Origin of the sequence: Pusillimonas minor, from assembly GCF_014237865.1 — a bacterium.
Classification (GTDB): domain Bacteria; phylum Pseudomonadota; class Gammaproteobacteria; order Burkholderiales; family Burkholderiaceae_B; genus Neopusillimonas; species Neopusillimonas minor.
This window is the reverse complement of record NZ_JACJUU010000019.1, coordinates 1-25,364: the sequence shown is the minus strand read 5'-3', so window position 1 is coordinate 25,364 and position 25,364 is coordinate 1. Positions and strand designations below refer to the sequence as shown.

Annotated in this window: 28 protein-coding genes and 1 pseudogene; 11 read left to right on the top strand and 18 right to left on the bottom strand. The window is 54.0% G+C overall.

The window, feature by feature from the left end; translation table 11 throughout:
- Positions 1-122 precede the first annotated feature (122 nt).
- Both GTU67_RS14380 and GTU67_RS14375 read right to left on the bottom strand, forming a co-directional pair.
- On the bottom strand, positions 123-713 hold the full coding sequence (locus GTU67_RS14380; protein WP_185780722.1) for a Y-family DNA polymerase: 591 nt from the start codon (positions 711-713) through the stop codon (positions 123-125).
- Between the two features lie 42 nt (positions 714-755).
- Positions 756-977, bottom strand: a complete 222-nt coding sequence (locus GTU67_RS14375; RefSeq protein ID WP_185780721.1) for a hypothetical protein — start codon at positions 975-977, stop codon at positions 756-758.
- Between the two features lie 190 nt (positions 978-1,167).
- Here GTU67_RS14375 and GTU67_RS14370 point away from each other — a divergent pair, with 190 nt between their 5' ends.
- Positions 1,168-2,247 (top strand): calcium/sodium antiporter, encoded by a 1,080-nt coding sequence (locus tag GTU67_RS14370; protein ID WP_003052397.1) that lies wholly within the window; start codon positions 1,168-1,170, stop codon positions 2,245-2,247.
- A gap of 240 nt (positions 2,248-2,487) precedes the next feature.
- Positions 2,488-2,730 carry a DUF4113 domain-containing protein gene (locus GTU67_RS15715; RefSeq protein ID WP_185780720.1) on the top strand — a complete coding sequence of 81 codons (243 nt, stop codon included), beginning with the start codon at positions 2,488-2,490 and terminating at the stop codon, positions 2,728-2,730.
- Here GTU67_RS15715 and GTU67_RS15450 read toward each other — a convergent pair.
- Genes GTU67_RS15450 through GTU67_RS14350 form a run of 3 tightly spaced genes read right to left on the bottom strand, consistent with a single transcriptional unit; the run spans position 2,623 to position 5,424 of the window.
- On the bottom strand, positions 2,623-3,036 hold the full coding sequence (locus GTU67_RS15450) for a TetR family transcriptional regulator (RefSeq protein ID WP_185780719.1): 414 nt from the start codon (positions 3,034-3,036) through the stop codon (positions 2,623-2,625). The two genes, GTU67_RS15715 and GTU67_RS15450, sit on opposite strands and share 108 nt — an antisense overlap.
- A complete protein-coding gene (locus GTU67_RS14355; RefSeq protein ID WP_185780718.1) occupies positions 3,026-4,873 on the bottom strand; it encodes a tyrosine-type recombinase/integrase in 1,848 nt (615 codons plus the stop codon). Before GTU67_RS14355 ends, GTU67_RS15450 begins: the two co-directional genes overlap by 11 nt.
- Entirely contained in the window at positions 4,870-5,424 is a 555-nt protein-coding gene (locus GTU67_RS14350; RefSeq protein ID WP_185780717.1) for a hypothetical protein, read from the bottom strand. The genes GTU67_RS14355 and GTU67_RS14350 overlap by 4 nt, the downstream gene beginning before the upstream one ends.
- A gap of 239 nt (positions 5,425-5,663) precedes the next feature.
- Between GTU67_RS14350 and GTU67_RS14345 the strand changes: the two genes are divergently transcribed.
- The 3 genes from GTU67_RS14345 (at position 5,664) to tnpC (ending at position 8,120) form a co-directional block, all read left to right on the top strand.
- Positions 5,664-6,140, top strand: coding sequence for a transposase (locus GTU67_RS14345; RefSeq protein WP_185780716.1), 477 nt, complete (start codon positions 5,664-5,666; stop codon positions 6,138-6,140).
- Positions 6,116-6,469, top strand: a complete 354-nt coding sequence (tnpB, locus tag GTU67_RS14340) for an IS66 family insertion sequence element accessory protein TnpB (RefSeq protein WP_185780715.1) — start codon at positions 6,116-6,118, stop codon at positions 6,467-6,469. Before GTU67_RS14345 ends, tnpB begins: the two co-directional genes overlap by 25 nt.
- A 79-nt stretch (positions 6,470-6,548) precedes the next feature.
- Positions 6,549-8,120 carry an IS66 family transposase gene (gene tnpC, locus GTU67_RS14335; protein ID WP_185780724.1) on the top strand — a complete coding sequence of 524 codons (1,572 nt, stop codon included), beginning with the start codon at positions 6,549-6,551 and terminating at the stop codon, positions 8,118-8,120.
- Here tnpC and GTU67_RS14330 read toward each other — a convergent pair.
- Positions 8,073-8,816 carry a hypothetical protein gene (locus GTU67_RS14330; protein WP_221893394.1) on the bottom strand — a complete coding sequence of 248 codons (744 nt, stop codon included), beginning with the start codon at positions 8,814-8,816 and terminating at the stop codon, positions 8,073-8,075. The two genes, tnpC and GTU67_RS14330, sit on opposite strands and share 48 nt — an antisense overlap.
- Before the next feature lie 4 nt (positions 8,817-8,820).
- Here GTU67_RS14330 and GTU67_RS14325 point away from each other — a divergent pair, with 4 nt between their 5' ends.
- Positions 8,821-10,092 carry an IS256 family transposase gene (locus GTU67_RS14325; protein ID WP_185780723.1) on the top strand — a complete coding sequence of 424 codons (1,272 nt, stop codon included), beginning with the start codon at positions 8,821-8,823 and terminating at the stop codon, positions 10,090-10,092.
- Here GTU67_RS14325 and GTU67_RS15640 read toward each other — a convergent pair.
- The 6 genes from GTU67_RS15640 to GTU67_RS14295 all read right to left on the bottom strand — a co-directional run bounded on the left by GTU67_RS15640 (position 10,033) and on the right by GTU67_RS14295 (position 15,528).
- Positions 10,033-10,338: a 2Fe-2S iron-sulfur cluster-binding protein gene (locus GTU67_RS15640; protein WP_185780714.1), complete on the bottom strand. Its 306-nt coding sequence runs from the start codon at positions 10,336-10,338 to the stop codon at positions 10,033-10,035. The two genes, GTU67_RS14325 and GTU67_RS15640, sit on opposite strands and share 60 nt — an antisense overlap.
- 75 nt (positions 10,339-10,413) lie before the next feature.
- On the bottom strand, positions 10,414-10,743 hold the full coding sequence (locus GTU67_RS14315; protein WP_185780713.1) for a Rieske 2Fe-2S domain-containing protein: 330 nt from the start codon (positions 10,741-10,743) through the stop codon (positions 10,414-10,416).
- A gap of 13 nt (positions 10,744-10,756) precedes the next feature.
- Positions 10,757-11,863: a 2Fe-2S iron-sulfur cluster-binding protein gene (locus GTU67_RS14310; RefSeq protein ID WP_185780712.1), complete on the bottom strand. Its 1,107-nt coding sequence runs from the start codon at positions 11,861-11,863 to the stop codon at positions 10,757-10,759.
- Positions 11,860-13,737: a TRAP transporter permease gene (locus GTU67_RS14305; protein ID WP_185780711.1), complete on the bottom strand. Its 1,878-nt coding sequence runs from the start codon at positions 13,735-13,737 to the stop codon at positions 11,860-11,862. The genes GTU67_RS14310 and GTU67_RS14305 overlap by 4 nt, the downstream gene beginning before the upstream one ends.
- A gap of 57 nt (positions 13,738-13,794) precedes the next feature.
- Entirely contained in the window at positions 13,795-14,208 is a 414-nt protein-coding gene (locus GTU67_RS14300) for a nuclear transport factor 2 family protein (protein ID WP_185780710.1), read from the bottom strand.
- Between the two features lie 129 nt (positions 14,209-14,337).
- The gene (locus tag GTU67_RS14295) at positions 14,338-15,528 is read right to left on the bottom strand and encodes an aromatic ring-hydroxylating oxygenase subunit alpha (protein WP_185780709.1); all 1,191 of its coding nucleotides are present in this window, start codon (positions 15,526-15,528) and stop codon (positions 14,338-14,340) included.
- Between the two features lie 125 nt (positions 15,529-15,653).
- On the opposite strand from GTU67_RS14295, the gene GTU67_RS14290 reads away from it, so the two are divergent.
- Entirely contained in the window at positions 15,654-16,562 is a 909-nt protein-coding gene (locus GTU67_RS14290) for a LysR family transcriptional regulator (protein WP_185780708.1), read from the top strand.
- A 100-nt stretch (positions 16,563-16,662) separates the two neighbouring features.
- Here the strand turns inward: GTU67_RS14290 and GTU67_RS15550 are convergent, their stop codons facing one another.
- Positions 16,663-16,785: a hypothetical protein gene (locus tag GTU67_RS15550; protein ID WP_283245265.1), complete on the bottom strand. Its 123-nt coding sequence runs from the start codon at positions 16,783-16,785 to the stop codon at positions 16,663-16,665.
- Positions 16,786-17,301: 516 nt separating this feature from the next.
- Between GTU67_RS15550 and GTU67_RS14285 the strand changes: the two genes are divergently transcribed.
- Entirely contained in the window at positions 17,302-18,573 is a 1,272-nt protein-coding gene (locus tag GTU67_RS14285; RefSeq protein WP_185780723.1) for an IS256 family transposase, read from the top strand.
- Between the two features lie 357 nt (positions 18,574-18,930).
- On the opposite strand, the gene GTU67_RS14280 is transcribed toward GTU67_RS14285, so the two are convergent.
- From GTU67_RS14280 to GTU67_RS14270, 3 genes and pseudogenes are all read right to left on the bottom strand, one after another.
- Complete coding sequence (locus GTU67_RS14280; protein WP_185780707.1) at positions 18,931-20,088, bottom strand: tyrosine-type recombinase/integrase; 1,158 nt, start codon at positions 20,086-20,088, stop codon at positions 18,931-18,933.
- Positions 20,089-20,207: 119 nt separating this feature from the next.
- A pseudogene (locus GTU67_RS14275) lies at positions 20,208-20,336 on the bottom strand (Y-family DNA polymerase); the annotation flags it as partial.
- Entirely contained in the window at positions 20,303-20,731 is a 429-nt protein-coding gene (locus tag GTU67_RS14270; protein ID WP_185780706.1) for a LexA family protein, read from the bottom strand. The gene GTU67_RS14270 and the pseudogene GTU67_RS14275, both read right to left, overlap by 34 nt.
- 217 nt (positions 20,732-20,948) lie before the next feature.
- On the opposite strand from GTU67_RS14270, the gene GTU67_RS14265 reads away from it, so the two are divergent.
- Entirely contained in the window at positions 20,949-21,437 is a 489-nt protein-coding gene (locus tag GTU67_RS14265) for a hypothetical protein (protein WP_185780705.1), read from the top strand.
- Positions 21,430-22,152, top strand: a complete 723-nt coding sequence (locus GTU67_RS14260; protein ID WP_185780704.1) for a Fic family protein — start codon at positions 21,430-21,432, stop codon at positions 22,150-22,152. Before GTU67_RS14265 ends, GTU67_RS14260 begins: the two co-directional genes overlap by 8 nt.
- 75 nt (positions 22,153-22,227) lie before the next feature.
- Here GTU67_RS14260 and GTU67_RS14255 read toward each other — a convergent pair whose 3' ends face one another.
- Together GTU67_RS14255 and GTU67_RS14250 are read right to left on the bottom strand one after the other, a co-directional pair.
- Positions 22,228-22,770 (bottom strand): JAB domain-containing protein, encoded by a 543-nt coding sequence (locus GTU67_RS14255; protein ID WP_185780703.1) that lies wholly within the window; start codon positions 22,768-22,770, stop codon positions 22,228-22,230.
- Between the two features lie 329 nt (positions 22,771-23,099).
- Positions 23,100-23,513 carry an antirestriction protein gene (locus GTU67_RS14250; RefSeq protein WP_185780702.1) on the bottom strand — a complete coding sequence of 138 codons (414 nt, stop codon included), beginning with the start codon at positions 23,511-23,513 and terminating at the stop codon, positions 23,100-23,102.
- Between the two features lie 821 nt (positions 23,514-24,334).
- Here GTU67_RS14250 and GTU67_RS14245 point away from each other — a divergent pair.
- Complete coding sequence (locus GTU67_RS14245; RefSeq protein ID WP_185780701.1) at positions 24,335-25,096, top strand: DUF2971 domain-containing protein; 762 nt, start codon at positions 24,335-24,337, stop codon at positions 25,094-25,096.
- Positions 25,097-25,364 lie beyond the last annotated feature (268 nt).

Genomic DNA, 25,364 nt, shown 5'->3' with positions numbered 1-25,364 from the left:
CATGCTCTGTATCAGGCTGCTCGCGCCCATCACCCTGCACGCTGGTCGGGAAAAACGCGCAACTGGCAACCCATAGGCAGCGTCTGGCTGAATCCAGAAAAGGAAACGACCGTTATCCATGATCAGAATGAGTTAAAAGCAGCATGACTCATGTTCCAACTACCTTGACAGACGCCGTCACTGGCCGTATGAATACCCAATTCCCGCAATTGAGGCGCCAGGCGCCGCCCAACGCCCCAAACATCCTCAATCGCCACATGACGCAGTGCTCGAAGCCGCTGCTCATGATCAAGCGTTGATAAATCACATACGCCCTGCAGCCGGGGAATTTTCTTAGCCAGGTGATTGGCCAATTTAGCCAGCGTTTTACTGGGGCCAATACCGACGCACGTCGGTATGCCCACCCATTGCTTTACGCGCTCACGTATCGTGCTGCCCAGCTCGCGGCCGGTACCGGGAACGCCAGTCAAGTCCAGGAAAGACTCGTCAATGGAATAGATTTCCTGTAGCGGGGAAAACTGCCCAATGACATTCATCATCCGCTGGCTTAAGTCGCCATACAACGAAAAGTTGGCCGACAGAGCCAATAAACCATGCGTCTGCGCCAGGTGTTTGATCTGAAACCAGGGTGCACCCATTTTGACACCCAGGTCTTTAGCTTCTTGCGTGCGCGCAATGGCGCAGCCATCGTTATATCTGAATGACCCTAACAATTAGTAGCGTATAACATACTGATTTATATAGAAATTATCCCGCTAACATTTTTCTGTTTTTTGGCTTGGCGGCGAGTCTTCGGCTGGCGTTTCACCGTGTTCAGAGCGGTGGCTTGCATCATTTATATGGTTAACCAAGGCCGCGATCCAAGGAATGGAACTGATTTGCCAACCTGGATTTGCCTTCAGCAAAGCGGAAAATTCTGCTGTTGGGGAAATTGCACTCCACTTGACCACCTGTTTACATTCGACCTGACCAGTCATTTGCATTCGTTCTGACCACCGATTGCATCAGATTCGACCAGTCCGCTTTGTAACAATGATCGACAGAGAACGGCCAGAAGCCGACGCTCGATAAGGAGGACTTATGGCGAGCTATGGCATGCATGGAGGCTCGATAAAGGTACGCGTCTGGTAAGCTGTGCCACTTGATTCTTAGCTACAGTTCTCAGTCATGAACATCCTTCTATTTCTCGGCGGGCTTTTCTTGCTGGTCATGGGTGCCAGCTTGTTGGTGCGAGGCTCTTCCAAGCTGGCCCTGTCGTTTGGCATCAGTCCGCTGGTCGTGGGACTGACGATCGTTGCGCTCGGCACAAGCGCACCCGAGGTTGCAGTCAGCGTGGGGGCCGTGCTCGATGGGAAAACCGACATTGCCATTGGCAACGTGGTGGGCAGCAACATATTCAACGTTCTGTTCATCCTTGGCATCAGCGCGTTGATTGCACCGCTGGTGGTCAACATTCAGCTGATACGCCAGGAGGTACCGATCATGATCGGTGCATGTTTTCTCTTGCTCGCCTTGGGGTTGGACGGTCAACTTTCTTTTTTCGATGGCGGTTTTCTCTTCGTGCTGCTGGTGTCTTACACAGTGTTCCTGATCGTGCAGTCACGGCGCGAAACCCAGCTCGCCAAGGACGAATACGCGGGTGAGATCAAACCCTCTGCCCCCGGCGCCTGGGACGATCGGTTGCCGGTTCAGTTGCTGCTGATTGCCGCTGGCCTAGCTGCGTTAGTGTTCGGCTCCGAGTACCTAGTGCAAGCATCGGTGAGTTTCGCCAAGGCCATGGGTGTGAGCGACCTGATCATTGGGCTGACCATCGTTGCCGCTGGTACCAGCATGCCCGAGGTTGCCACCAGCATCGCCGCAGTCATCAAGGGCGAACGGGACATCGCAGTGGGCAATGTGGTGGGAAGCAATACCTTCAACATTCTGGGCTGCCTGGGTGTCTCGGGCCTAGTGTCGGGTGACCTGGGGTTGGACATGGCTCCATCGCTGCTGGCCTTTGACATCTGGGTCATGGTGGCAGTGTCGTTTGCCTGCCTCCCCGTGTTCATGACTGGTCGCGAGATCGCTCGCTGGGAAGGCGGGGTCTTTCTGGGCTACTACGTCGCATACGTGGCTTACTTGATCATGGCCGCGCAGCAGCACGATGCGCTGCCAGCATTCTCGGGCGTCATGCTCAGCTTCGTCGTACCGCTGACGGTCGTGACGCTGGTTGTTGTGTTGATCCGCCGCCCAGTAAAGAAAGGATAAAGCATAAAACTTTGCCCTCTATCACTAGCTAATGACTGCTATGGGTCGCTCTCTGCCGGTCAGGGCCCCGAAGCATGCTGGTCAAATCCGATGCAAATGACTGGTCAGGTCGAATGCTAATGGGTGGGCAAGTCTGTGCAATTACCTAGCATTTGCCAACCAAGCGAATACATCCCTAATCTGTTCGCCAATGTGCAACCCACCGTCTCGCAAAAGTCATGCAGGTGATGGATCAAATCAATGCAAATGGCGCCGGGCACACTGCGGCCTGGTCGTGTCCCGGTAACCCCAGTGTGGAATATGAAGCGCGAGATGCTCAGTCCTAGCTACACAACCAGGTTAGATCAGCTCTGGACTGTCAAATGCCAATGGGAGCTATCTGCCGGGCTTCGGGGCCATAGCGACAACCTTTCCGCTGGAGACCGCTTTCAACTCAGCCATTTCGAACAGCAGGCGCTGGTTTACAGAAGCAATCCTGGCTAGCTCCTCTAAGAGTTGGTCGTTTTCCGCACGGAGCGCCCTGTTTTTTTCCTTCTCGCTCATCAGCGCCTGGTGCTTCGAATCACGCTGGGCGCGCACCGACTTGCCCATGAGATTGCGAATTTTCTCTGCCACCGCTGGGTAGGTATTATGGATGAGACCCGGCGTAACACCTGCTGCTCGGGCAACCGAAGCGATGGAGAGCTTTTCGTTGCCTGCGACGAGACTATCAATGACCTTATCTAGCGCGTCGAGGGTCTTCGATCTTGAACGACCTGGGGTCTGATCCTGGGTAGACTTATTCGCCATTTACAGCCTCGTCCACATCATCGTTTATGGGAGAGAGACCCAAGCTCGTAATGACGTCGAGTGCGACTTGTAAATCTCGCTCTGCTCGCTGCCGCACGGCAGGGCCAGCATCTTCAATTTTGATCAGCTCCTGCTGTTGGATGTAAATGTCCTGCCAAGTGCCAACGAAGAATTCATCGATCACCGAATTTTTGCACCCTGGGCACCGTGTGGCCTCGTATAGACCAGCGCCGCCGCAGCCTCGCTCCGTTGCAATGCACCAACCGTGTCCAGTCGCACGAATGTTGGCATGTGGCGCCGTTTGGGCAAGCAATGCAGCCCTATCCTTGATTGGAATTGCTCGCAGCTCCACGATCTTTTCGCCTGCACCACCTGCCAAAGGCTGATCATCGAGCCATGATTCGATCAGATCAATTTTAAACTCTGTCATCTGCTGCAAGATTTCATCAAAAAGCGTCAGGTCTTGCTGCGGATTTGACGCATAGAGTTGGGTCATGCTCATGCTGCTGTGCTTGAACTGCCACTTGAGAAAGATAAGTGAAGTTCGCCCCATACGGGACTCTACAAAGCACCGTGCGTATGTTCTCCTGCATTGGTGTGTCCTCAATGGCCAATCGCTTCCAGCGGCTTTGGCTATACGATCAAACGCAGCATTGGAAGCTTGGCCGCTGAGTGCCTCAACGTGATAGCTTTCCTGAACTTTCCCCCCTTGTGTGTTTCGTCCCAAAAATAGCTTCTTCGAATCCTTTCGGGCTTTTTCGAGTCTAAGGAGATGTTCAGTTGAATTCGAAAATTCCCGATTGCTTGCAAGCTGCCTAATCTCTTGATCCAACTCCTTTCTGATAGGCGCTGAATATCTAGCCAAAAGAGTTAATGCTTCAAGCGTCAGCTCTGGCACAAGATACTCGACCCGGCCTTTACCTGTCTTATGCTCGATTGTGGCCACCCAGCAAAAGGTAACCCCATTTTTTAACTCTTTGCGCCAAGCGTCAACCTCAATCCCAATTGCCTCGTCATTGCGCATACCGCTAGTGATTGAAACTATATACAGCACAGCATCTCTGCAACGAATTGACATCCGTTCATCACTGGGATGATATCCAATGCCATTGACAGCCAGTTCGACCTTCATCTCCCGGACAATGCTTTCGCAATAATTGAAAATCCTGGATTGTTCATCAGGGGGAATTATATCCGTCCGCCCAACGTTTTTATTGGCAGCATCCAACCCTTTTACGTTCGCAATTCCGCAAATCCGCCACAATGTCGAATTACCCCAAGGATAACTCTGGAGGGGAAACATCGTGTCGGCAGAAAACACCCAAAGAAAATCAATAATCCGTAATCGCCCATACAGCGGCAAAGGCCTTAACTTCAACTCATCTTTGCAATGATGAACGTAATTACTGATATGGATCGGACGGACGTCTGCGAAACTTGAAACCCCCAGATTATTTAACCAGCGAACAAAAGGCATCACGCTGGCAACGGCGAAAGTAGTGACACCCCGTGCGATAGGAGGCTTAGAGCTAGGCATGCCTCTCTTAAACCAAGCATAAGCAACAGCTTTGCAGTCATCAATGAGCGCCCGAGGCATGCCCATATCCCAGTTGATGAATTTAAAGGAATGAGCAACATTGGCCTGATCAAAAAACGGGCGAAAATCCCACTGTGCATCGCCAAACCTGCTGAGAACCAACGTTTCGCCATCTTCATTAATGATAGCGCTGATGACGATTGCATTCCGCTCTGCGGGACTTAGGCCATTCGCTGTAACTGGCTGTGCGATGAGGACATCATATGCCTTTAACACCGCATTCGTGCTTCTTATGCTCAAATTTTACCGCCAAATTTTTTCTTCATGAATTCGATCTTTTTAGCCCAGAACAAGTGCGGAGATGACTCAGCCTTGGCCCTTGCTTGCGAAACCAATGCAAGATCAAACTTTCGGGAAGTGAAATCATCTATCAGTCGAATATAGTCAAACTGGCGCTTGCGCCATGCGTCCCACTCGTCCGTTAGAAAGTATTCGACTTCGGCATACAAGAATTGTTGGTAGCTGAATAGCCGATATAAATCCTCCAGAGTGCCTACAATTGCATAGCTAGAGCAGCCGAGGCAGTGGATGAACTCAGAACAATGATTGACGCCATCCTTAGGCGCCAGGCTACCGTAAAGGCTATCTTTACAGCCGCCTGGTGGGGTTGGTGTAATGTTGATGCCACGTAGCCTGTCCGGGAAAGCCTCCCCAACAAATATCGCCCCTTCGACCTTGATCTCATCGTTGATTTTCAAATAGTGATTATCGGCGACACTAGGGGTGTGACCCATAACGGAGGAAACTTCTAGAATGTCGCCACCACTCAGTTTCCACAAACGGCTTTCCATAGTCTTTCGCAGCCGACTAAGCGTTACATTTAGTCGATTACCTAGATCGTCTTGGAGTGCGTGACGCTCACAAATATTTTTGGTAGACACGTATAAAGCGCTGGGCGTGAGAGTAACAATGTTGTTCGCGCCACCCCGCTGCCCTGAGCGATACAACGTAAGCGTCCGGGGAACCTCATCTGGTAATCCGCGATAGTGTCGTAGAACATACGTGTCCACTAAAATCTTAATGGACACGTATGCACGATGACACCAAGCTGGTCACACACCGACCCAAACGACGTCACCACACTGCACAGTTCAAGGCCCAGGTGGTTGCCCTGTGCCAGCAACCCCACGTTTCGATGGCGTCAGTGGCACGCGCCCATGACCTCAATGCCAACCTGTTGCGACGCTGGGTCTCGGATCATCAGCGCCAGCAATTACGGCTTGAGCCGAGTGTAGCGCCTTCGCAATCGACGCCGTTGCAACGGCATGCCACGCAGACCACAGCAGATGCCCCGGATCAGTCGCAAGCATGGCCAACTCCTGGTTTTATTGCGCTGTCAGCGTCACCATTGCGCGTGATGCCCGCAGCGGCATCACGCCCCGGCGCCGTCGTCCAGACCGAACCCGTTCAGGTCGAACTGACGGCCGGTGCCTGGCACGTACGCGTGCACTGGCCTGGCCAGCGGCTTGACGCGCTGGCCCCATGGCTACGGTCGCTGATGGCATGATCCGGATCGATCACGTCTGGCTGGCGGTAGAGCCCATGGATATGCGCGCCGGGGCCGACACGGCACTGGCCCGGGTTGTGCGTGTCTTCGGTGCAGCCCATCCGCACCACGCGTATGTGTTTGCCAACAAACGGGCCAATCGCATGAAGGTGTTGGTGCATGATGGCATCGGCGTCTGGTTGGTGGCTCGGCGTCTGAATCAAGGCCATTTCGTGTGGTCAAGTGACGGCCATGGCAGCGTATCACTCACTCACGAGCAGCTCGATGCCCTGGTGCTGGGCTTGCCTTGGCAGCGCATCGGCCAGGCCGGCATTATCCGTCTGGTTTAACCCTCAAAGATCGTTATTCTGCAATCGGGGACGTTGCCAATAGTCGGCGCACAGGCCCTGTGCAACACTACGCCTCATGATGACGAGCACGCCCGATGACCTTGACCAGCTAGACGCGCACCAGTTGCGCGAACTGGCGCGTCAGCTCATGCTGGCCAATGCACGCAAAGATCAAGACATCACGTTCAAAGCGGCGCGTATCACGGCGTTGTCTCACGAGATTGCCATCTTGCGCCGACACAAGTTCGGCCAAAAAAGCGAGCAGTTCAGCGGGGAGCAGGCGTTGTTGTTTGACGAGGCCGTGGGCGAAGACCTTGAGGCGATCGAGCGCGAACTCAATAAACTTAAAAACCAGTCGGCTCCAAGTGAACCACGCGATAAACCGCGTCGTGCCACCTTACCGCCCGAGTTACCCCGCACCACCATCCACCACGAACCCGCGTCCACAACCTGCGACTGCGGCTGTCAGCTCAAGCGTATCCGGGAAGACGTCAGCGAGAAGCTGGACTACACCCCGGGCACCTTCAGCGTTGAGCGTCATGTGCGTGGGGTCTGGGCGTGTACACACTGTCAGTCAATGACGCAGGCTTCGATGCCCGCGTACATCATCGACAAAGGCATCGCGGCGGTGGGGCTGCTGGCTCAGGTTCTGATCGCCAAATATGCCGATCATTTGCCCCTGTATCGCCAGGAAGCGATCTTCAAGCGCGACGGCATGCACATCCCGCGCTCGAGCATGGCTCAGTGGGTCGGGCAATGTGGTCATGAACTGCAACCACTGGTCGATGCCCTGCGTCGGTGTATCTTGCAACACCGTATCATCCATGCCGACGAAACCCCGGTGCGCATGCTCAAGCCCGGTAGCGGCAAGACCCATAAGGCCTACCTCTGGACCTATGCACCGGGCAAGTTCGAATCCTTGAAGGCCGTCATCTACGACTTCAATGAGGGTCGAGCAGGTCTCTATGCCCGCGAGTTCCTGGGTGATTGGCAAGGTCAGCTGGTCGTTGATGACTACTCGGGCTACAACGCCTTGTTCCGCCAGGGTGTGACTGAGCTCGGTTGCATGGCGCACGCGCGGCGAAAATTCTTCGATTTGCACAAGAACAACCAGAGCCCTGTGGGTCAACAGGCGCTGGAGTTGATTGGCGAGCTTTATGCCATTGAGCGCGAGGCGGTGACCCTGTCTCCCACCCGACGCCTTGCGCTACGTCAAGAAAAAGCCAGGCCCCTGGCCGATGCCCTGCACGCCTGGATGCTGGCTCAACGCCAGCGGGTATTAAATGGCACCGGCACCGCCAAAGCGCTCGATTACAGCCTGAAACGCTGGGTGGCACTGACCCGCTATCTGGACGATCCATTCATCCCAATCGATAACAACCACATCGAGCAGCAGATCAGACCGGTGGCCGTTGGAAGATCCAACTGGCTCTTTGCAGGCTCATTGCGTGCCGGTAAACGCGCAGCGGCCATCATGAGTCTGATTCAATCGGCCAAGCTCAATGGCCTGAACCCGCACGCCTATCTAAAAGATGTGCTCACACGCCTGCCGACACACCCGAACAGCCGGATCGATGAGCTTCTGCCGCACAATTGGGCGGCTTTACAGGCCGACAGCGCCGACGCTGTTCTTGAAAAAATTTGTGCTTGAGGTAGGAAGGGGAATGTAGTTCCCCATGCGCTTACGATACAACCATACATATGAACAAATCTCCTCGGATGCCATCGCCAGAAGTGGCTTGCTGATTTCAAGGGCTTTATTCAAGACTGCAACCCCATCGAGTGGAATGGCGCTGTACTCATCTAGCAAGTTAGTTTGACGTATTGTTTTACTCTGCGCACCTTTGCCCCTACGCTTGATAGTAGTTATCAATCTGAGATTTGGTACAAACGGGTGAGGCTTTAGGGCATCCCTCGTCATTTCTAATAATGGCGTGGTATTAATACCTGACCTCGCCGCCGTAATTAGTAGCATCACCGCCATTGCCTCTGCTCCATTACCGAGGAACGTACCCTTATGGATAGCAACAAGGTCTGACTTTAATGCGCCGAGCAGCCTTTGCATTTCCCCCATGGTAAGCGGATCTGCATCTTTTGTGTTCTGCGCATTGTTGGGGAATGGATTTGGCGGCAAGAGATCGTCAGTAGCGGTTTCTACAAATCCATAATCAGCCAGAACGATGACCAATGACTTAAAGCTGGTGTAGTAGTTCTTGGCCGTCGAGCCGTTGGGGTACTTAAGTTTTAGCCAAGAGACATAACGTTCCAAATGGCGTTTGGTCAGACCGTTCGGCGGAGCCTGTCCGTAATTTTGTGGGTGAGGCATATCATAGGGGTTAAAAACCATGGATATGCCAATGAAGAAGAAGCGTACCGTTGCCGCTCAGGCAGCCGCCCGTGGGCCGTTGCCTGATCTACCCAGGGAACTGCTCGATGAACTGGTCAAGGGTCCGATGACGCCCACTGAAGTCCAGGATTTGATGCTGGCGTTCAACAAGGCGATCATCGAACGGGCCATGGGTGCGGAGATGAACATACATCTGGGCTACAGGCCCGGCGAGGCCAAGCCACCTGAGCAAGCCAACGAGCGCAACGGTGCCAGCGGCAAGACGATCATTACCGATCGCGGCCCTGTGCGCGTAGACCTGCCTCGGGATCGCGACGGCAGCTTCGAGCCCATTCTTATCCCAAAGCACGAGCGCCGGTTTACCGGCTTTGATGAACGCATCATCGCCATGTACGCGCGCGGCATGAGCGTGCGCGAGATCCAGGGCTTTTTGGCCGAGAGCTACGGCACCGAGGTGTCGCCGGACTTTATCAGCTCCGTGACCGACGAGGTCATGGCCGAGGCCATCGCCTGGCAGAGCCGCCCGCTCGAAGCCATGTACCCGGTCGTATTCTTCGATGCGCTGCGAGTCAAGATTCGCACCGATGGGGTCGTCAGCAACAAGGCGGTGTACCTGGCTCTTGGCATCCAGGCCGACGGTCAGCGCGACGTACTGGGCTTATGGATCGAGCAGACCGAGGGTGCCAAGTTCTGGCTCAAGGTCTTCAATGAACTGAAGACCCGCGGCGTTCAAGACATTCTGATCGCTGTCGTGGACGGCCTGAAGGGTTTGGCAGAGGCGATCAATACCGCCTACCCAAAGACCGCCGTGCAAACCTGCATCGTGCATCTAATCCGAAACAGTCTGGATTACGCTGGCTGGAAGGATCGCAAAGTGGTTGCCCAGGCGTTGCGGCCCATCTATGCCGCCAGCAGCGAGCAAGAGGCCGAAATGGCTTTGCAGGACTTTGCACAGGGCCAATGGGGCGCCAAGTATCCGACCATCGTGCAGGCTTGGCAACGGGCATGGGAATACGTAATTCCGTTCTTCGTATTCCCGCCGCAGATCCGACGTGTCATCTACACCACCAACGCCATCGAAAGCCTGAACATGCAATTGCGTAAAATCATCAAAACGCGAGGTCACTTCCCTAACGACGAAGCGGCCATCAAGCTGCTGTGGCTGGCACTGCGCAACGTGCTGAACAAATCCGTGCGCGCTGCCTTTGATTGGAAGTCAGCCATGAATCAGTTTGCCATCATGTTCGGCGAACGGTTCACGCAGGCTCGGGGATAAAGTTGTTAAACCGCCTCGCCCACAAAAAGACGGATACTCCCTGCCGCAGCGAATCACAACCTTGCACACGCCGCAGCCGCCGTTCAGGCATCCAGCCGGAATGCCCTTTTTGCCAATGCGTGCCATGCCCTGCAACAATGTCTCCGCACTACTGCAAACATAGGCTTCGCCCGTCTGCAGCAGTCGGATCGCATGACGGCAGTTTGTCGCCCCTGCCCCGCTATCAATTGCTGGTAAGCTCTTCATGTCGGCGAGTTCTGAAGTTAATCGCAAGACCTGCGATTACGGACGATCACAGCCGGCCTCTTCAGCAATGTTGGCTCATTCATAGTCGTATAGAATTTCCTGATCTATCAACGCAAAAAGCAGCTCCCCCTCAACCTTGCTGTCGTAGCGTTTCAGCGGTTTTTGCGCCAGCCCCAACGGCTCGCCGGTCTTGAGATTCCATTGCCATAAATGTTTGTGGCACGTCAGTGTCTGACCATCGCAGATTCCTTGGCATAGTGGTTCCTCCAAATGCGGGCACATCGGAGGAATTACTACCGTTTGGTTGTCGCCGCGGACTACCGCCACGGGCGTTCCGTCCACATCAAATTCCATGATCTGATTCTGCTCAAGTTCATTAAGAGAACAAACTTTCTTCCAGGGCATTGCATTTATCCTTTCAACAAAAATCATCGGAACGAATTGCTGTTGGGCTCAACTTGCCGTGCAAGATCAGCGCTTTAACCGTCGCCTGCACCATCGGCTTCGACCCCGAGACAAACGCAATGCCGCCCAGTGGCTTGGCGCTTGCCAGCTCGCGAACCGCGTCGTGCGCATAGCCGGCAAAAACCTGTGCAAAGTCGCGGACTTGCTCGCGCAGAACATCAACGTCGTCGTTGCGCGGCTCGGATAAAGCAATGATCGCCTTCAAATGGCCGCCGGAACGTTTCACTATGTGCTCAATCTCCTCCAGCAGAAACACGTCTTCGCGCGTGCGCGCCGCGTAGATAAGCTGCATGGAACCCGGCGCACCCTGACGCGCCCACTCGAACATGATTGGAAGCATAGGCGCTATCCCGGTACTTCCAGCGATGCAGGTGATGTCATCGTAAGCCGCGCCATCTTCAAGACATGCTGATCCCAGCGGGCCGAATAGCCGTAGCGGCATGCCGATCACGCTATCAGACCCCAGCAACGCATCGAGCTCGCTTCCTTTTCGGGGTTTTGCTAGCAGGCGAACCTGGTCTACAGGGGAATGATCGGTATTTGAAATCGAGAGCGCGCGCGGCCCGTTCAAGCCTTGAAACCAGACCAGAATGAATTGCCCGGGCGTAAAAAGCAGGCCGCGATCGAGCTGCAGCTGCAGCTCGGTGACGCCCGGCGCAAGCCAGGATTTGTTTAGCACGTGTGCGGAGCAATAATCCGGCGTGTGCAACGGCCCGTGTCTGTTAACTGCGCTTTCGGCCGTACGCAACCGGGTCGGAACGAATGCGGCAGACTGGCACAACAGAACCCGGCCGCCTTGACGCATCCTTGCTGAAAGGCCGGGCGCGTCTGGCCAGCGATTCTCCAACGCGCCTTCCATCACCTGCGCCACGCAGGTTCCGCAGGTTCCGCTCGCGCACGAATACGCCAATGGAACTCCGGCACGCAAGGCCTCGTGGAGAATCAGGTCACCTGCCGCAACATCCACCTTATATGAGTTATGCTCCGTTTCGATCGTGACCGGGACCGTGGCGCGAGCACGATCGGGGCGGCAGTTCGGCAGTGCAATCTCCTTTTTCATATGCGCTCCATCTCCATGGCTCGTGCAGCAATCGGTTTTTGCCGCGTACGATACCCGGCAAAAACCGACCAGATGAAGGCTGCAAGGCATACGGCTACCGCGGCCCAGTAGGTCGACCTTATACCGGCAAATCCCGCGCTCCATGCGATTATCGGCGGCAAGGCAAGCAGTACCCTTTCGAACATGGATATCGGGCGCCCCAGCCATCCCAGCAAACTTACCGTCAACAGGAAAATGCTTACCGACGTAACTATTACCGCTTCCAGAACGGCTCCCAGCGATGCGTCATGCAACAGGAGAGCCGGATAGGAAAAGAGGAAGAAAGGCAACAGAATTGACCCTGCTCCAGCCTTCATGGCCTCCAGACCCGCGCGCATATAATTCGCTCCCGCGATCCGCGCCGTAAGCATCAGCGTTGGCGCGACCGGCGGCGTGAAGTTGGAAAGAATGGTCATGTACATGATCAGGAAATGCGCCATCAATGGCTCAGCCCCGAGGCTGATCAACACCGGAGCCAAGGTGACGGCCAGTACCGTATACACCGCAACGCCCGGCATGCCCATACCCATCACATACGCGGCCACCAGCACCAGGAGGAAATTCGCCAGCACGCTGGCGCCGCCGATCTGGCTAACAATAAAGCCGACGATCATCCCGAGCTGTGTAATGTCCAGCGAGGCCATCACGACATCGAGCACACCGGAAGCCATTCCAAGCGCCGCTCCATTGATGGCTGCCTCTAATACGGCATGCAGCCAAACCTTCGGATCGCGCTCGAGGCGGAATATGAGCGCCAGCACCGCGATGGCGACGATAGACCAGAACACCGCCAGCTGGACCGACATGCCAGCGATGATGAGGGCGACGATCACCGCGATCGGAAAAAGAAAACTGATGCTAACCTTGATCCATCCATGCGCCGGGCCGGCATGGGCTTCTCCTTGAATTTGCCCTTGTCCGCCATTCCTGCGATAAATCAAGACTACGAAAAGCAGCAGCCCCATATAAAAAAGCGCCGCAGGAATAATGGCTGCCAGAACAACCCTGGCGTAGGGCACGCCGATGAAATCGGCCATCAGGAACGCCACCATTCCCAGGATCGGCGGCGTGATCTGCCCGCCGGTAGACGCTATCGCCTCGATTGCGGCGGCCTGCTCGGACGTATACCCATCGCGTTTCATCAGCGGGATCGCAATCGGCCCCGTAATGCCGACATTGGCCGCGCCAACACCACTAAAGCTAGCCACCAGGCCGCTAGATACCACCGTAAGCGCTCCGGTCCCGCCGCCAATACGGCGTGCCAAATTGCCTGCGACCCGCCAGATGAATGCACCGGCGCCGGACGCCTGTAGGAAGGTTCCGAAGACTAATAGCAAGAAAATGATTGTGACGCTTAACTCAACGACGTCCCCCAACGCGCCTACCGTCAGCTTTGAAGTCACCCTCAGCAAGTCTAACGCAGGCGCGGTCAAAGGCGCAGGCAAATAGCTTCCCAGATAGGCATAGACGAAAAAAACAATGCCGATGACCGCAAAAGGAACGCCGAAGTAAAGCCCGGTCAGAAAAAACATCCAGAATACGAGAACCGCTCCGGCCAGCATGTCGGGAGGAGAGGCGAAGCCATATCGGGTCAATACGCCGATCTGATCGGACAGAAAGTAAGCGGATGCCGCGAGCACGGACACCCATGCAAAGGCCGCGACAATCTTCATGGACCGGCCTGAATGCCGGCGCAGCAGGTCAAGCGTCAGCACGCCGATGCCCATGGAGATGTGAATAACTTTCGAGCCCATCGGCCCGAAAGTCATGAACAGGTTCAAGAAATGAAATCCCACATAGACAAGAGCTAACGCCGCCAATGTCTCCTTTGTCAAAAAATTGCCTTTTCGGTCTATGTATGTTGATGCAACAGCGTTGACGCGACAGCAGCCCTAAATCGGAATATGGGATCCGAAGGGTAATCTGCGCGTGTCCATCAGCACCATCCTTGAGCACATGACGGGCACGCCGGACTCAAAGCGGAAATTGTCCCGGTATTTTGCGGTGCAGTAGAGCACTGATGCGCCATGCAGGTCGGTGTGGTAGACGCACAAACTGCTTTCCACGGCGAATATCCGCTTTGCCGGGTCGTGGCCGGCCGAGCCAGTCCAGCCAAGTATTCTCCTGAACTGGCCCTTGTACCTTTCGTGCATGGGCAGCTGCTTGAAGAGCACCTCCAACCCCTTATGGTCTTTTTCGAGCCAAGTGACTTCATTACGGATTTCAGGGCTATAAGCGCGGATGGAGTACTCGAGGTCATCCGCACAAGTGGCTAGCCATTCGAAATAATTTTCGGCGTCGAGCAATTGGCAGCCTCGTTCGATGACCCGTCGTATCGCCTCCAACGGTTCTGTGGAAAGTGGCGCTTCAGTTATCCGGACCGGTGGTATTGCATGAGTTTGTACCATATCGTCTCCTACAGAGGTTCGTGTCAGCTATTCAGGGAGCATCGAAGCGGAAGCCGCGCGCAAACCTGTAAGACGTTCCCACTGGCGATAGAACTCGCGAACTGGGAAGTCATCCTGGGTCAAGCGGTTTTCCTCCCTGGCCATCAGAGAGTATTTGGAGGCTTTTCCCATGGTTTCCTTCTGCCTCTCCGTCGCCAGGGCATCTTCGGGCAGATTCCTGCCGAATGGCCCCCAGAATTCGGCGTGGTCCCGGATGCGCTGGCGTCTCATCTGTTCCGGTTCGCCTTTGACGCCCAGACCGCGGAATTGGACCAAGGTCTTTCCTGCCGCTAGCGGAATCTGTGTGTCGATCCGCAGGACGGAAGCGCGGCAGTTGAGCATGACGTCGGGGAAAATATCCAGAATGCGAAATTCATTCGGCTTCAATCCGGGCAGCGTATGCTCTTCGCGCGAGGCGCCGCCCTGCATTTTCTCGTACTGGATGATGAGCGGATCGACCGCCATATGGCCGTTTTCAAACGCATGCCAAGCTCTATTGAAATAGGCAGGATCGATCATGCCGGTCTTCCGATTGAGCACATGCAGATATTCATGGTAGAGCTCCATGTTCGTCTCCTGCCAATGCTTCCAATCGGTATCGAGCACCTGCTCATGGAAATGTAAGACTTCAAGCTCCACTTGGCCGAAGACATCGTCAAACACGGAAAGGCATCCCGCCAGGTAGTCTTCGAGCGGGGCCGCATCATCGTCGAGGTTCACGAACACCAAGCCGCGCGTGGATTCGCATCGGACCTGCTTGAGACCGCATTGCGCCTTGTCAATTTTGACGCATGCATAACCCTCTTCGCGCGGAATATCGATGCATCTGCCGCGCGCATCATAGGTCCAGCGATGGAACAGGCATTCAAACTTGCGCGCGTTGCCCGCGGGCTCTTCGACCAGCTTTACTCCGCGATGCGAGCAGGAATTGACCATCGCGCGAATCTTCGCATCCGGTCCGCGTACAATAAGAAGCGGAACGCCCGCTACCGTGGTGGTACGGAAGTCATTTGTGCCAGCGAGTTCGGATTCGCAGCAAACGAATTTCCATACCTTGGAGAAAATGGTGCGCTGCTCGATATCGAAAATTTTTTGGTCGCAAAAAATTCGATTGTCCACATAGTGAGTCGGCGGAAGGTCTTCCCAAGGAATGGAATAAAATGTCTCATTTCCCTTCATATTGTTCCCTTACAGGTTAGATGAATACGGCCAATTACTAACAGCATATCCATTATGTAACTAGTAGTGAAATGAATAATCTTTATAATGATTACCTAATTTGTTGATAGTTGGGGATAAGCAAAATGCGTTTCACGCTACGCCAGCTGCAGATCTTCATCGCGATCGGGCGGACCGGGAGCACGACCGCGGCCGCCGAAAACATATCGTTGTCGCAGTCTGCGGTCAGCGCAGCTCTCCATGAACTGGAGACCTGCCTGGATACGCGATTGTTCGACCGGGTAGGCAATCGGCTGGCTCTCAACGACAACGGCCGCATGCTGATGCCACAGGCAAGCCTGATCGTCGATGGCGCGGAAACCATGGAAAGGGAATTTTCTTCGCGCGGCGGGCCTGCAGCATCGCTGCTCAAGGTGGGAACCAGCGCGACCATTGGTCACTACATTATGCCGGCGCTGGTTGCAGGCTTTCGTGAGCAGGAACCCGCTACGCATGTGGCGGTCCGGATCAGCGACATCAACGAGATCGCCAACGCGGTCACCAATTTCGACGTCGACGTCGGTTTCATCGAGGGGCCATGCCATGAGCCGGAACTCAAAACGATAACCTGGATGCTAGATAAACTTGTGATCGTGAGCTCCTCCAACCACCCGGTAACACGCCGGTATCCGAATCAAAAGATTCCGATAGAGGAGTTGCAAAAGGCCGACTGGCTGCTCCGGGAAAGAGGCTCCGGCACACGGGAAGTCGTTGAGGAGATGCTGTTACCTCATCTGCACTATCTCAACGAGGGAACGGTTTTTGGAAGCGCCGAGGCGCTCAAGCGCGGCGCGGTGCACGGTTTGGGTCTAAGCTGCCTGTCACACTGGGCAATCCAGGATCAGCTTGCCTGCGGACGGCTTGCAGTACTCGATACGCCGCTGCCCGAGCTCACGCGTCAGTTTTATATTATTTACCACAAGAAAAAATATCTGTCAGCCAGGCTGCAACTATTCATTCATCATTGCCAGGTAAGCGAGCTGTCTCTTGTATGAATGGTGCAGGCACAGTCTGTGGCATTGCTCGACTTCGGCGAGCACCTCATCGGTAATCGTCGATGTACCGGCTCGGATTGTCCGGACACGGTTTTGCAACTCAGGTGGCCTTTTGCATGGCATAAGCCTGACGGGCTTCGTAGGGTAATCGGAAGCCCAGTTTTTCAAGACGCCAGCGACGATTGTACCGATCCTTGAACGCGGTGACTGCCGAGCGCCGCATAGGTGCACTTAAAAATTGAAGGCGAAAGTACCGTCCACTGCGGATCGGCTATGCGGCGGCGTTCTGGCTGCGGACGGAGTTTGGGCGTCCGGCAGCGAGCATGCGATTTAACATAGCCACGCCGATCGCGACCTCGGTCTGTTGCGCCTAAAAACCCCGTGCCTGCAAGCGAGCACCGATGAGCGAGTTATAGCGGCCCACGGTCGTCTCGACCAGACGCGTTTTCCATAACCCGTGGCTTGTTGCCAGGCCAGCCGACCTTCGGTATTGATTATTTCAAGATGACGGCCACGCTGACTTGGCGAACGCGATTCAATGCCGGCAACAGCAGTTTTTTGGGGAGGAATAACTACCGCAATAGCATCGCCATGCTGTGCGATGGTCTGGTAGGCATGCCATCGTAGGTGCCATTGGCTGTCACTTGACCGATCGTCTCGTCGATCTGCCCGAGCAGCGGACGGAGCCTGTCCGTAATTTTGTGGGTGAGGCATATCATAGGGGTTAAAAACCATGGATATGCCAATGAAGAAGAAGCGTACCGTTGCCGCTCAGGCAGCCGCCCGTGGGCCGTTGCCTGATCTACCCAGGGAACTGCTCGATGAACTGGTCAAGGGTCCGATGACGCCCACTGAAGTCCAGGATTTGATGCTGGCGTTCAACAAGGCGATCATCGAACGGGCCATGGGTGCGGAGATGAACATACATCTGGGCTACAGGCCCGGCGAGGCCAAGCCACCTGAGCAAGCCAACGAGCGCAACGGTGCCAGCGGCAAGACGATCATTACCGATCGCGGCCCTGTGCGCGTAGACCTGCCTCGGGATCGCGACGGCAGCTTCGAGCCCATTCTTATCCCAAAGCACGAGCGCCGGTTTACCGGCTTTGATGAACGCATCATCGCCATGTACGCGCGCGGCATGAGCGTGCGCGAGATCCAGGGCTTTTTGGCCGAGAGCTACGGCACCGAGGTGTCGCCGGACTTTATCAGCTCCGTGACCGACGAGGTCATGGCCGAGGCCATCGCCTGGCAGAGCCGCCCGCTCGAAGCCATGTACCCGGTCGTATTCTTCGATGCGCTGCGAGTCAAGATTCGCACCGATGGGGTCGTCAGCAACAAGGCGGTGTACCTGGCTCTTGGCATCCAGGCCGACGGTCAGCGCGACGTACTGGGCTTATGGATCGAGCAGACCGAGGGTGCCAAGTTCTGGCTCAAGGTCTTCAATGAACTGAAGACCCGCGGCGTTCAAGACATTCTGATCGCTGTCGTGGACGGCCTGAAGGGTTTGGCAGAGGCGATCAATACCGCCTACCCAAAGACCGCCGTGCAAACCTGCATCGTGCATCTAATCCGAAACAGTCTGGATTACGCTGGCTGGAAGGATCGCAAAGTGGTTGCCCAGGCGTTGCGGCCCATCTATGCCGCCAGCAGCGAGCAAGAGGCCGAAATGGCTTTGCAGGACTTTGCACAGGGCCAATGGGGCGCCAAGTATCCGACCATCGTGCAGGCTTGGCAACGGGCATGGGAATACGTAATTCCGTTCTTCGTATTCCCGCCGCAGATCCGACGTGTCATCTACACCACCAACGCCATCGAAAGCCTGAACATGCAATTGCGTAAAATCATCAAAACGCGAGGTCACTTCCCTAACGACGAAGCGGCCATCAAGCTGCTGTGGCTGGCACTGCGCAACGTGCTGAACAAATCCGTGCGCGCTGCCTTTGATTGGAAGTCAGCCATGAATCAGTTTGCCATCATGTTCGGCGAACGGTTCACGCAGGCTCGGGGATAAAGTTGTTAAACCGCCTCGCCCACAAAAAGACGGATACTCCCGTTCGGCGTTGCAGGAGGCGACTCGACCGAACCTCCACTTAAGAAACTCAGAAAGAACCTCAATCCATTCACAGAGTAACCAATCAAAGTGGCCACAGAGAAGTTCCCTCCTTGCAGCAACGCCCTGATAACGTAAATACTTTGAATTGCCCAAGTGTCGAAACCCAAACCTAGGTATTGAGAATGGTCGAGCTGCCTATGATTTCGCGGGTTTCTCGGCAAATCAATCTTGATGCTGTCTTCGACAGCCTCGAATCCTTTCGTGACGGATTGCAGGACTGCCTTATAGTTCTTTTGCCGAGCCAACGTAACTACCTCAGGTGCGCTTAGTGGAGTCAGCCATGAACATCATGTCAATTTCGTCCTCATGCGCAAGGACGGATTGAGCCTCAAGCTGATTGATAAGATGCAAGTAAATCATCGTTGTTTGAACATCTGCATGCCCCAACCTGTCTCTGACATACAACAGCGGCTCACCTTCAAACTCTTTGCTTTTCCGAAGAGCAAGCAAGGTATAAGTCCCATAGGTGTGGCGTAGCATGTGGGCCCGAACATAAAAACCGCACTTTCGTTCATAGGACTTCATAACGTCCACTACGGAATCTTTTGAATAATGCCTGCCTTCATTAGTCAGCAGCAGCGCGGTAACACTTCCATCACCATTGGACTTACGAACTTCTCGCTGGTGAAGGGAATAAGACCACATGCTCTCCATCAACGACCATGGCACGTCGATAGTTCTAGGCCGGTCGTACTTGATATGCATGTCTGAAGGATCAAGAGCAACGCTGATCATTTGCCCTGGGCGCAGCCCCTTCTTCAACCTGGGGTTGAACACATATTTGAGAGGAAAAGACCTCGCTTCACAGGAGCGAAGGCCGGTACGCACCATGAGGTGGAACAATATCTGGTGGCTTGGATCGGTATCCAGGGCAAGGCATACCTTGACTTGATCCTTGGTCAGGAATTTGGTCAAGCGCTTTCGGTCGCGAACCATCACCGAAACTTTCGTGCTCTCGGCTCCGGGCCGAGCGATATGACTGAGAAGACCGGAATGTTGGGCAGCTCTTACCCTTTTCTCACCGAAGGGCAGCACAGTTATCAGGTTGCGCTGCTTAGCCCATCGGTAGAACCTCACGATCAAGGCCAGACGATTGTTCACCGTGCCGGGATCAAGTGCTAATTCTCCGCTCGACCAATCCCTGTACCTCGACAGAACACTCAGACCGTGGGCCGGGCTTTCCTCGTCCCAGGCCAATCCATTGGCTTCCAGGAAGGCAAAGTAATCGTACAGACGCCGTCCATAGGCTTCCCAAGTCAAATCGCTTAGGGCCTCACCTGACTCGATAAGCGTGTGCCAAAGGAAGGATTGAGCTGGCTCGACTGGCCATCCCTCTGACCCAATCAGCAACGGAAAGCCTTCAAAGGATCGACCTGCTAATGCTAGGTCTTTTGTTGCGAATACCAGCCTCATGCCGCTGCCCTAAACCACTTCCAATGGATTGCCTTATGAAGCCTGGAAACTGCTGTTCCAGAGGGGTTCAGAAGGTGGCGCGGACTCTACAGGATTTACTAACGATTCCCACCCCTCAGATCATTATTTGAAAGCACCACCAGGGGCCTACCCTCTAGGCTGGGGCGCATTACCCGCTCACATGAACAGTAGAACGAGTTGCCGTCAATAAGCGCTATGCGCCGTGGCTGTGTTTTTTGAGTGTCCATGTCACAACACCCCAGATGACAAGCTCCTGGCCATCTTTTAATTCAATGTTCGGAAACGTCGGGTTGGCCGCTTCGAGCCGAACCTGATTGCGTTTTTTGCAGAGACGCTTAATGGTGAACTCGCCGTCGACGACGGCTACGACAATCTGTCCATGCTTGGCATTCACGGAGCGGTCAATTACTACCAGGTCGCCGTCATCGATGCCGGCGTCACGCATGGACGCGCCGCGCACGCGCATGAAAAACGTTGCGTCCTGCTGCTGAATCAGCAAACTGCTCAAGTCCAGGCGCTGCTCGGCGTGATCCTCGGCCGGGCTGGGAAACCCGCATTGCAAGGTTGTAGGCACGGTCCAAACATACGACGGCAGCGCACATAATGCGATTGGCGTATCCATGATTAATACTGTATGAAATTACAGTATTTTAGCGCGGCTTTAGTGTTTTTGAGCACTGCCTCTGCAGATGGCCACGGATACCAAATTGATACCGGGTCGTGAGCGCCAGTAACCCTTCCCAGAACCTGCGCAATCCCCCTACTCTGCACAGCACAATCCGAACTTTCGTAAACCATTGAGATCGCTAAAAATAATGCTTGAATGTATAATCTAAGACATGGATATCCAACGCAAATTACTCGGTTTTTTACGTGCTCGAAACGAGAAAATACTTCTTCGTTCGGAGATTAAAGCCATGGGTAATACAAGCGATTTAGATCAGGCGCTCATCGCACTGCTCAACCAAGGCTATCTTGAGCAGGTGAACGACGATGTTTATGCGTTCACCGATAAAACATCAGGCGCAAAAGCGGATGATGCTGTGAACCGTCCTGCCAAGCTTACCGGCCACATCTACCCGAACACATCGAATCCAGACACTGCCGTCTCGCGTTACGTTCGCGCACTGGCAAATAGGCACAAAGTTCATTACGAGCCCACGTTTTCCGATCGCTGGGCAAGCTCGGTCACACGACTAGCCGATGATGACGTTAAAAGCGACAAAACAGACGATTTGCTGGTAGCGTTAAGACGTGCAGGCAAGCTTTCGCCAAAAGACATGACAAAGCTGGTGATTTCGCATCACCGCGAAGCTCGCCGTGTTTGACCCGTTTGGCGATTACGCCACGGCCGGATATCTTCGAAACCACCTTCAAGAAAAAGACCTCGACTTGATTAAACAAGCCGAGCACGAATTGTTTCGTGCGCAATTATCCGAAGCCATGGATTATCTGGAAAGTCGCAAACGCATCGAATATGCTGACTTTCTCAAAGTGCACCAAATATTGTTCGAAGGCCTTTACCCTTGGGCTGGTGCCGATCGCCAGCAGGTTGCGCCACAAAGTGCCATTCGGAAAGGTGCGGTTGAGTTTTGTCACCCAGCCGACTGCCAACGCGCGGTTCAGCTCGGCTTATCAATGGCGCAAGAGCAACAGCAAATGGCTGCACGTCCGGGCCACATCATGGGGCTGTTTGCTTATGGACACCCGTTTCTTGATGGAAACGGGCGCACAATGCTGGTCGTACACGCTGAGCTGTGCTATCGGGCCAATTTGTCAATTGATTGGGCAAGCACAAGAAAGGCCGATTATCTGACGGCGCTCACCCGGGAGATCGAAGCGCCCAACGCCAAGCACCTAGATGACTACCTGCGCAATTTCATCGGCCCAAAAATTGGGCGCGACGAGTGGACAGCCGTCATTACCGATTTGCCCGGTTTGGACGGCAATCAAGCTGGTGAGGACATATCAACCCCCTACTCCGATCCTGGCGTGCTCGAGCGATATCACGCTTTTGAGCAACGCAGAAATTACAAGCTATAAATACAACCCAAACACGCTACCCGGCAACCAAATACAAAGTCGGCGCTTAACCGGGCGCCGGACCGGGCAAGGCACTTAAAGTTGCCCGCTTTCGGCAAAGGAGAGCGTCTTATTGCCAGCAACCAGGATATGGTCCAACAACCGAATATCAACCAGTGCTAGTGCTGTGCGCAAATGTTTAGTCAGATTTAAGTCGGCCGCACTGGGCTCAAGCGTGCCACTGGGGTGATTATGCGCAATGATGACTGCGGCCGCATTGGCAGCCAGGGCCATTTTGACCACTTCGCGGGGATACACGCTCGCCTGCGTTAGCGTACCCCGGAATGGTTCAACGTACTCGATCAGTCGATACTGAGCATCCAGCATCGCCATCCCAAAGATTTCATGCTCCAGGTTGCTGTTCAGCTTCATCGCAAAAAACTCTTTGACCTGCTGCGGCCGAGACATATTGATACGCTCGGGCAAAACCTGGTGCGCAATCTGACGGGCAGCATCCAGTACTCGGCTCGTATCGGCAGGCACGAACACACCGTTTGGGTCGCGTACATAAAGCGCAGTAGGATCGGCACTTACCGAAGGTGCATAGGAAACAGTTGGGCTGAACAGTGCGAATTGCATGAGGATCTCCTTTTCGAGTCAGGGCGAAATTGCCCGGCTCTCAAAGGGCATGTCGCAGCGCAGGACTCAAGGGTCAAAGACGGCCGACTGGACGCAAGCACCGTAGGTGCGCAGCCCTTGAATTCGAGAACGACATGACACACTGACCCGGAGCAAGACCGCCCCACCCCGCCTCGGCTTGAGAAAATGGCGCCAGGGGCACCGACCGTACCCAGCCACCTAGCTCAAGAACCCAGAAAAGGCCGTTCGTACCAGTGGCACACCGCTACGTGTAGCGACGACGCAAAAAAAACCCGCGACATGCGCGGGCCTGTGAGCTTTACGAAGGTTCAATTGGTTAGTCGAAACATCGCACCAGCCTCAGGGTGATCAGCCAGGAAATCACGCAAGAGGTAATAGTTTTGAATCTGCAGATCGTCCGCACCGCGCTCCATCACCTCTGACAGTGCAAACAGCGTGGCCACGATGCCTGCAGCCTGGGGGCTGACCACCTCATCTGACCAGTTCAGTGGCCAGACCAAGCGCAGTGAATCAGCACCGGAGGGCATCATAAAATAGCCACCATTGGATAAGCTGTAAAACTGCCAGAAGCCCCCGTTATAGCTTGAGCAAAGACGACGCAACCACTGGTAAACCGCCATTTCGCCCTCTATGCAAGCGCTCTCGCCAAAAAGCTGAGTGGTAAACCCAAAGCGCAGTTCGTCTTTAACTTCGGTAGCCAGAATTTGTGTATTTTGACGCATGGTGTTCTCCTGATTGCAGGGCGGAATTGCCCTGGCCGGGAGTCGGTCACGTCGCAAGCACAGGACTCAAGGGTCAAAGACGGCCGAATGGACGCAAGCACCTTAGGTGCGCAGCCCTTGAATCCGAGAACGATGTGACAAAATGACCGGTACAGCAAGAACGCCTAATCCAACGCTCCTTGTTTTACTCTGTGTTGGCTCGGGCCGATTCAATTGCGTTGTTCAATGCCTGACCATTATTTTTAATTAAATTGGTATGATCAATCCAAGATGTTCGAGAGCGAGTGCAATACGGACATGCTGCCCAAATCTAATTTGGGTCTTGCGGCAAGCAAGGGAAATAGAAGCTCGCAGGCGGGTTTGCCCCGTCGGTCAAAGGCCCTGCGGGGCCTTTAACTTTTTCTAGTCAGGCTTAAGTGTATAAATCCAGGCTCGATCTGACAGAAGTCGTCAGACTTGTATGACAGGACGCGACCGAGGCTTTGTGAAAACTCGGGAAACTACAAAATTCAGAGGTCTTCTTACCATTACCTATAGCAAGAAAATCGCATGCGGGGCGATCTGAGAGGTCGGTATTTTGCCGGTGCCAGTGCTTGATGCGTTTTCACACAGCCTCGACCCATAGCGGACACTGCCGTGCAAATAGAAAGCGCCTAACGCGGAGCTAACGGGCCCAAATACTTCTCATATTCAGATGAGGAGCCATTGCATTTGCTGAGGCAGAGATATCTTGTTTATCTATTTATATTGGATATAAAAGTAGAATACCGACTGGCCGCTTTTATAAGAAATATACCCCACTAACTAGTAGGTAAAAGTAAATGTTGCTTTACAAATATCGCTCCGCAATTACTGACTTCAATACGGTTAATACAAAGTGCAATACGGCCAGGATTTTTACTGCATCAGCGCTGTACTACGCTAAACCGACTACGCTAAACGACCCCTATGAAGCACATATAGAGTTTGACTTTAGTGCATGCGAAAAAAAAGCTCAAATTAGTCATTTAAGAGTTTTAAGAGAGCGAAATCGCATCAATGGCTACACTCTGGAAACACTTCACCAAACTTGGGATCAAGTGCAGCGGAACGTTAAGGAGCAGATGGAACACATCAAGAATAAAACTTTAGATTTCGACGGTTATTACCGCGACGCCATGAACAACCACGGAATTTTGTCAATTAGTGAGGAGCGCAATAATTTGCTTATGTGGGCTCACTACGCATCCGAACACAAAGGTATGTGCTTGGGCTTTAACTGGGGAAAAACAGGTCTGCCTGCGGCCAAAGAAGTGACTTATCTATCATCCTACCGTCTAGTAGATTTTTGGGCTTACACAGAAGACGAACTAGCTGAAATTGCTTGCTTTCAAAAGTCTGCCGAGTGGTCATATGAGCGGGAGTGGCGCTCTCTCAGCTATCCGACGTATGAAAGGTATAAAGCATTGAAGCTAACAGCCGAAGCAAAGGAGAAATTGGAAAAGGCTGAGGCGGAACATGATGATTGGATGGTAAAACATATTAAAGACGAACACACATTCGACTTCCGCAGGCCTTCTACTTTTGGATATAGAGCATTGTAATGCTCCGGCCCGTACCGTCTTGACCGCGCGGGCTCAACAATCCATTCACAATTAAAATCGGCCTTCACCTCTTACCGACATTTAGGCCCGATATGGATCATGAGACCATCAATCGCAATTTAATTATCATTTTGCCCAAGCAACCGGCGTTAGACTGGATCATAAGCGTTGATCCGCAACCGATTCAAGGACTGACGCTGGAGGAATTGCGCCAGGAGCAAGAGGTCTATTTGTTAGCAGGTGGAACGGTCAACACCCCAGAGCAAGC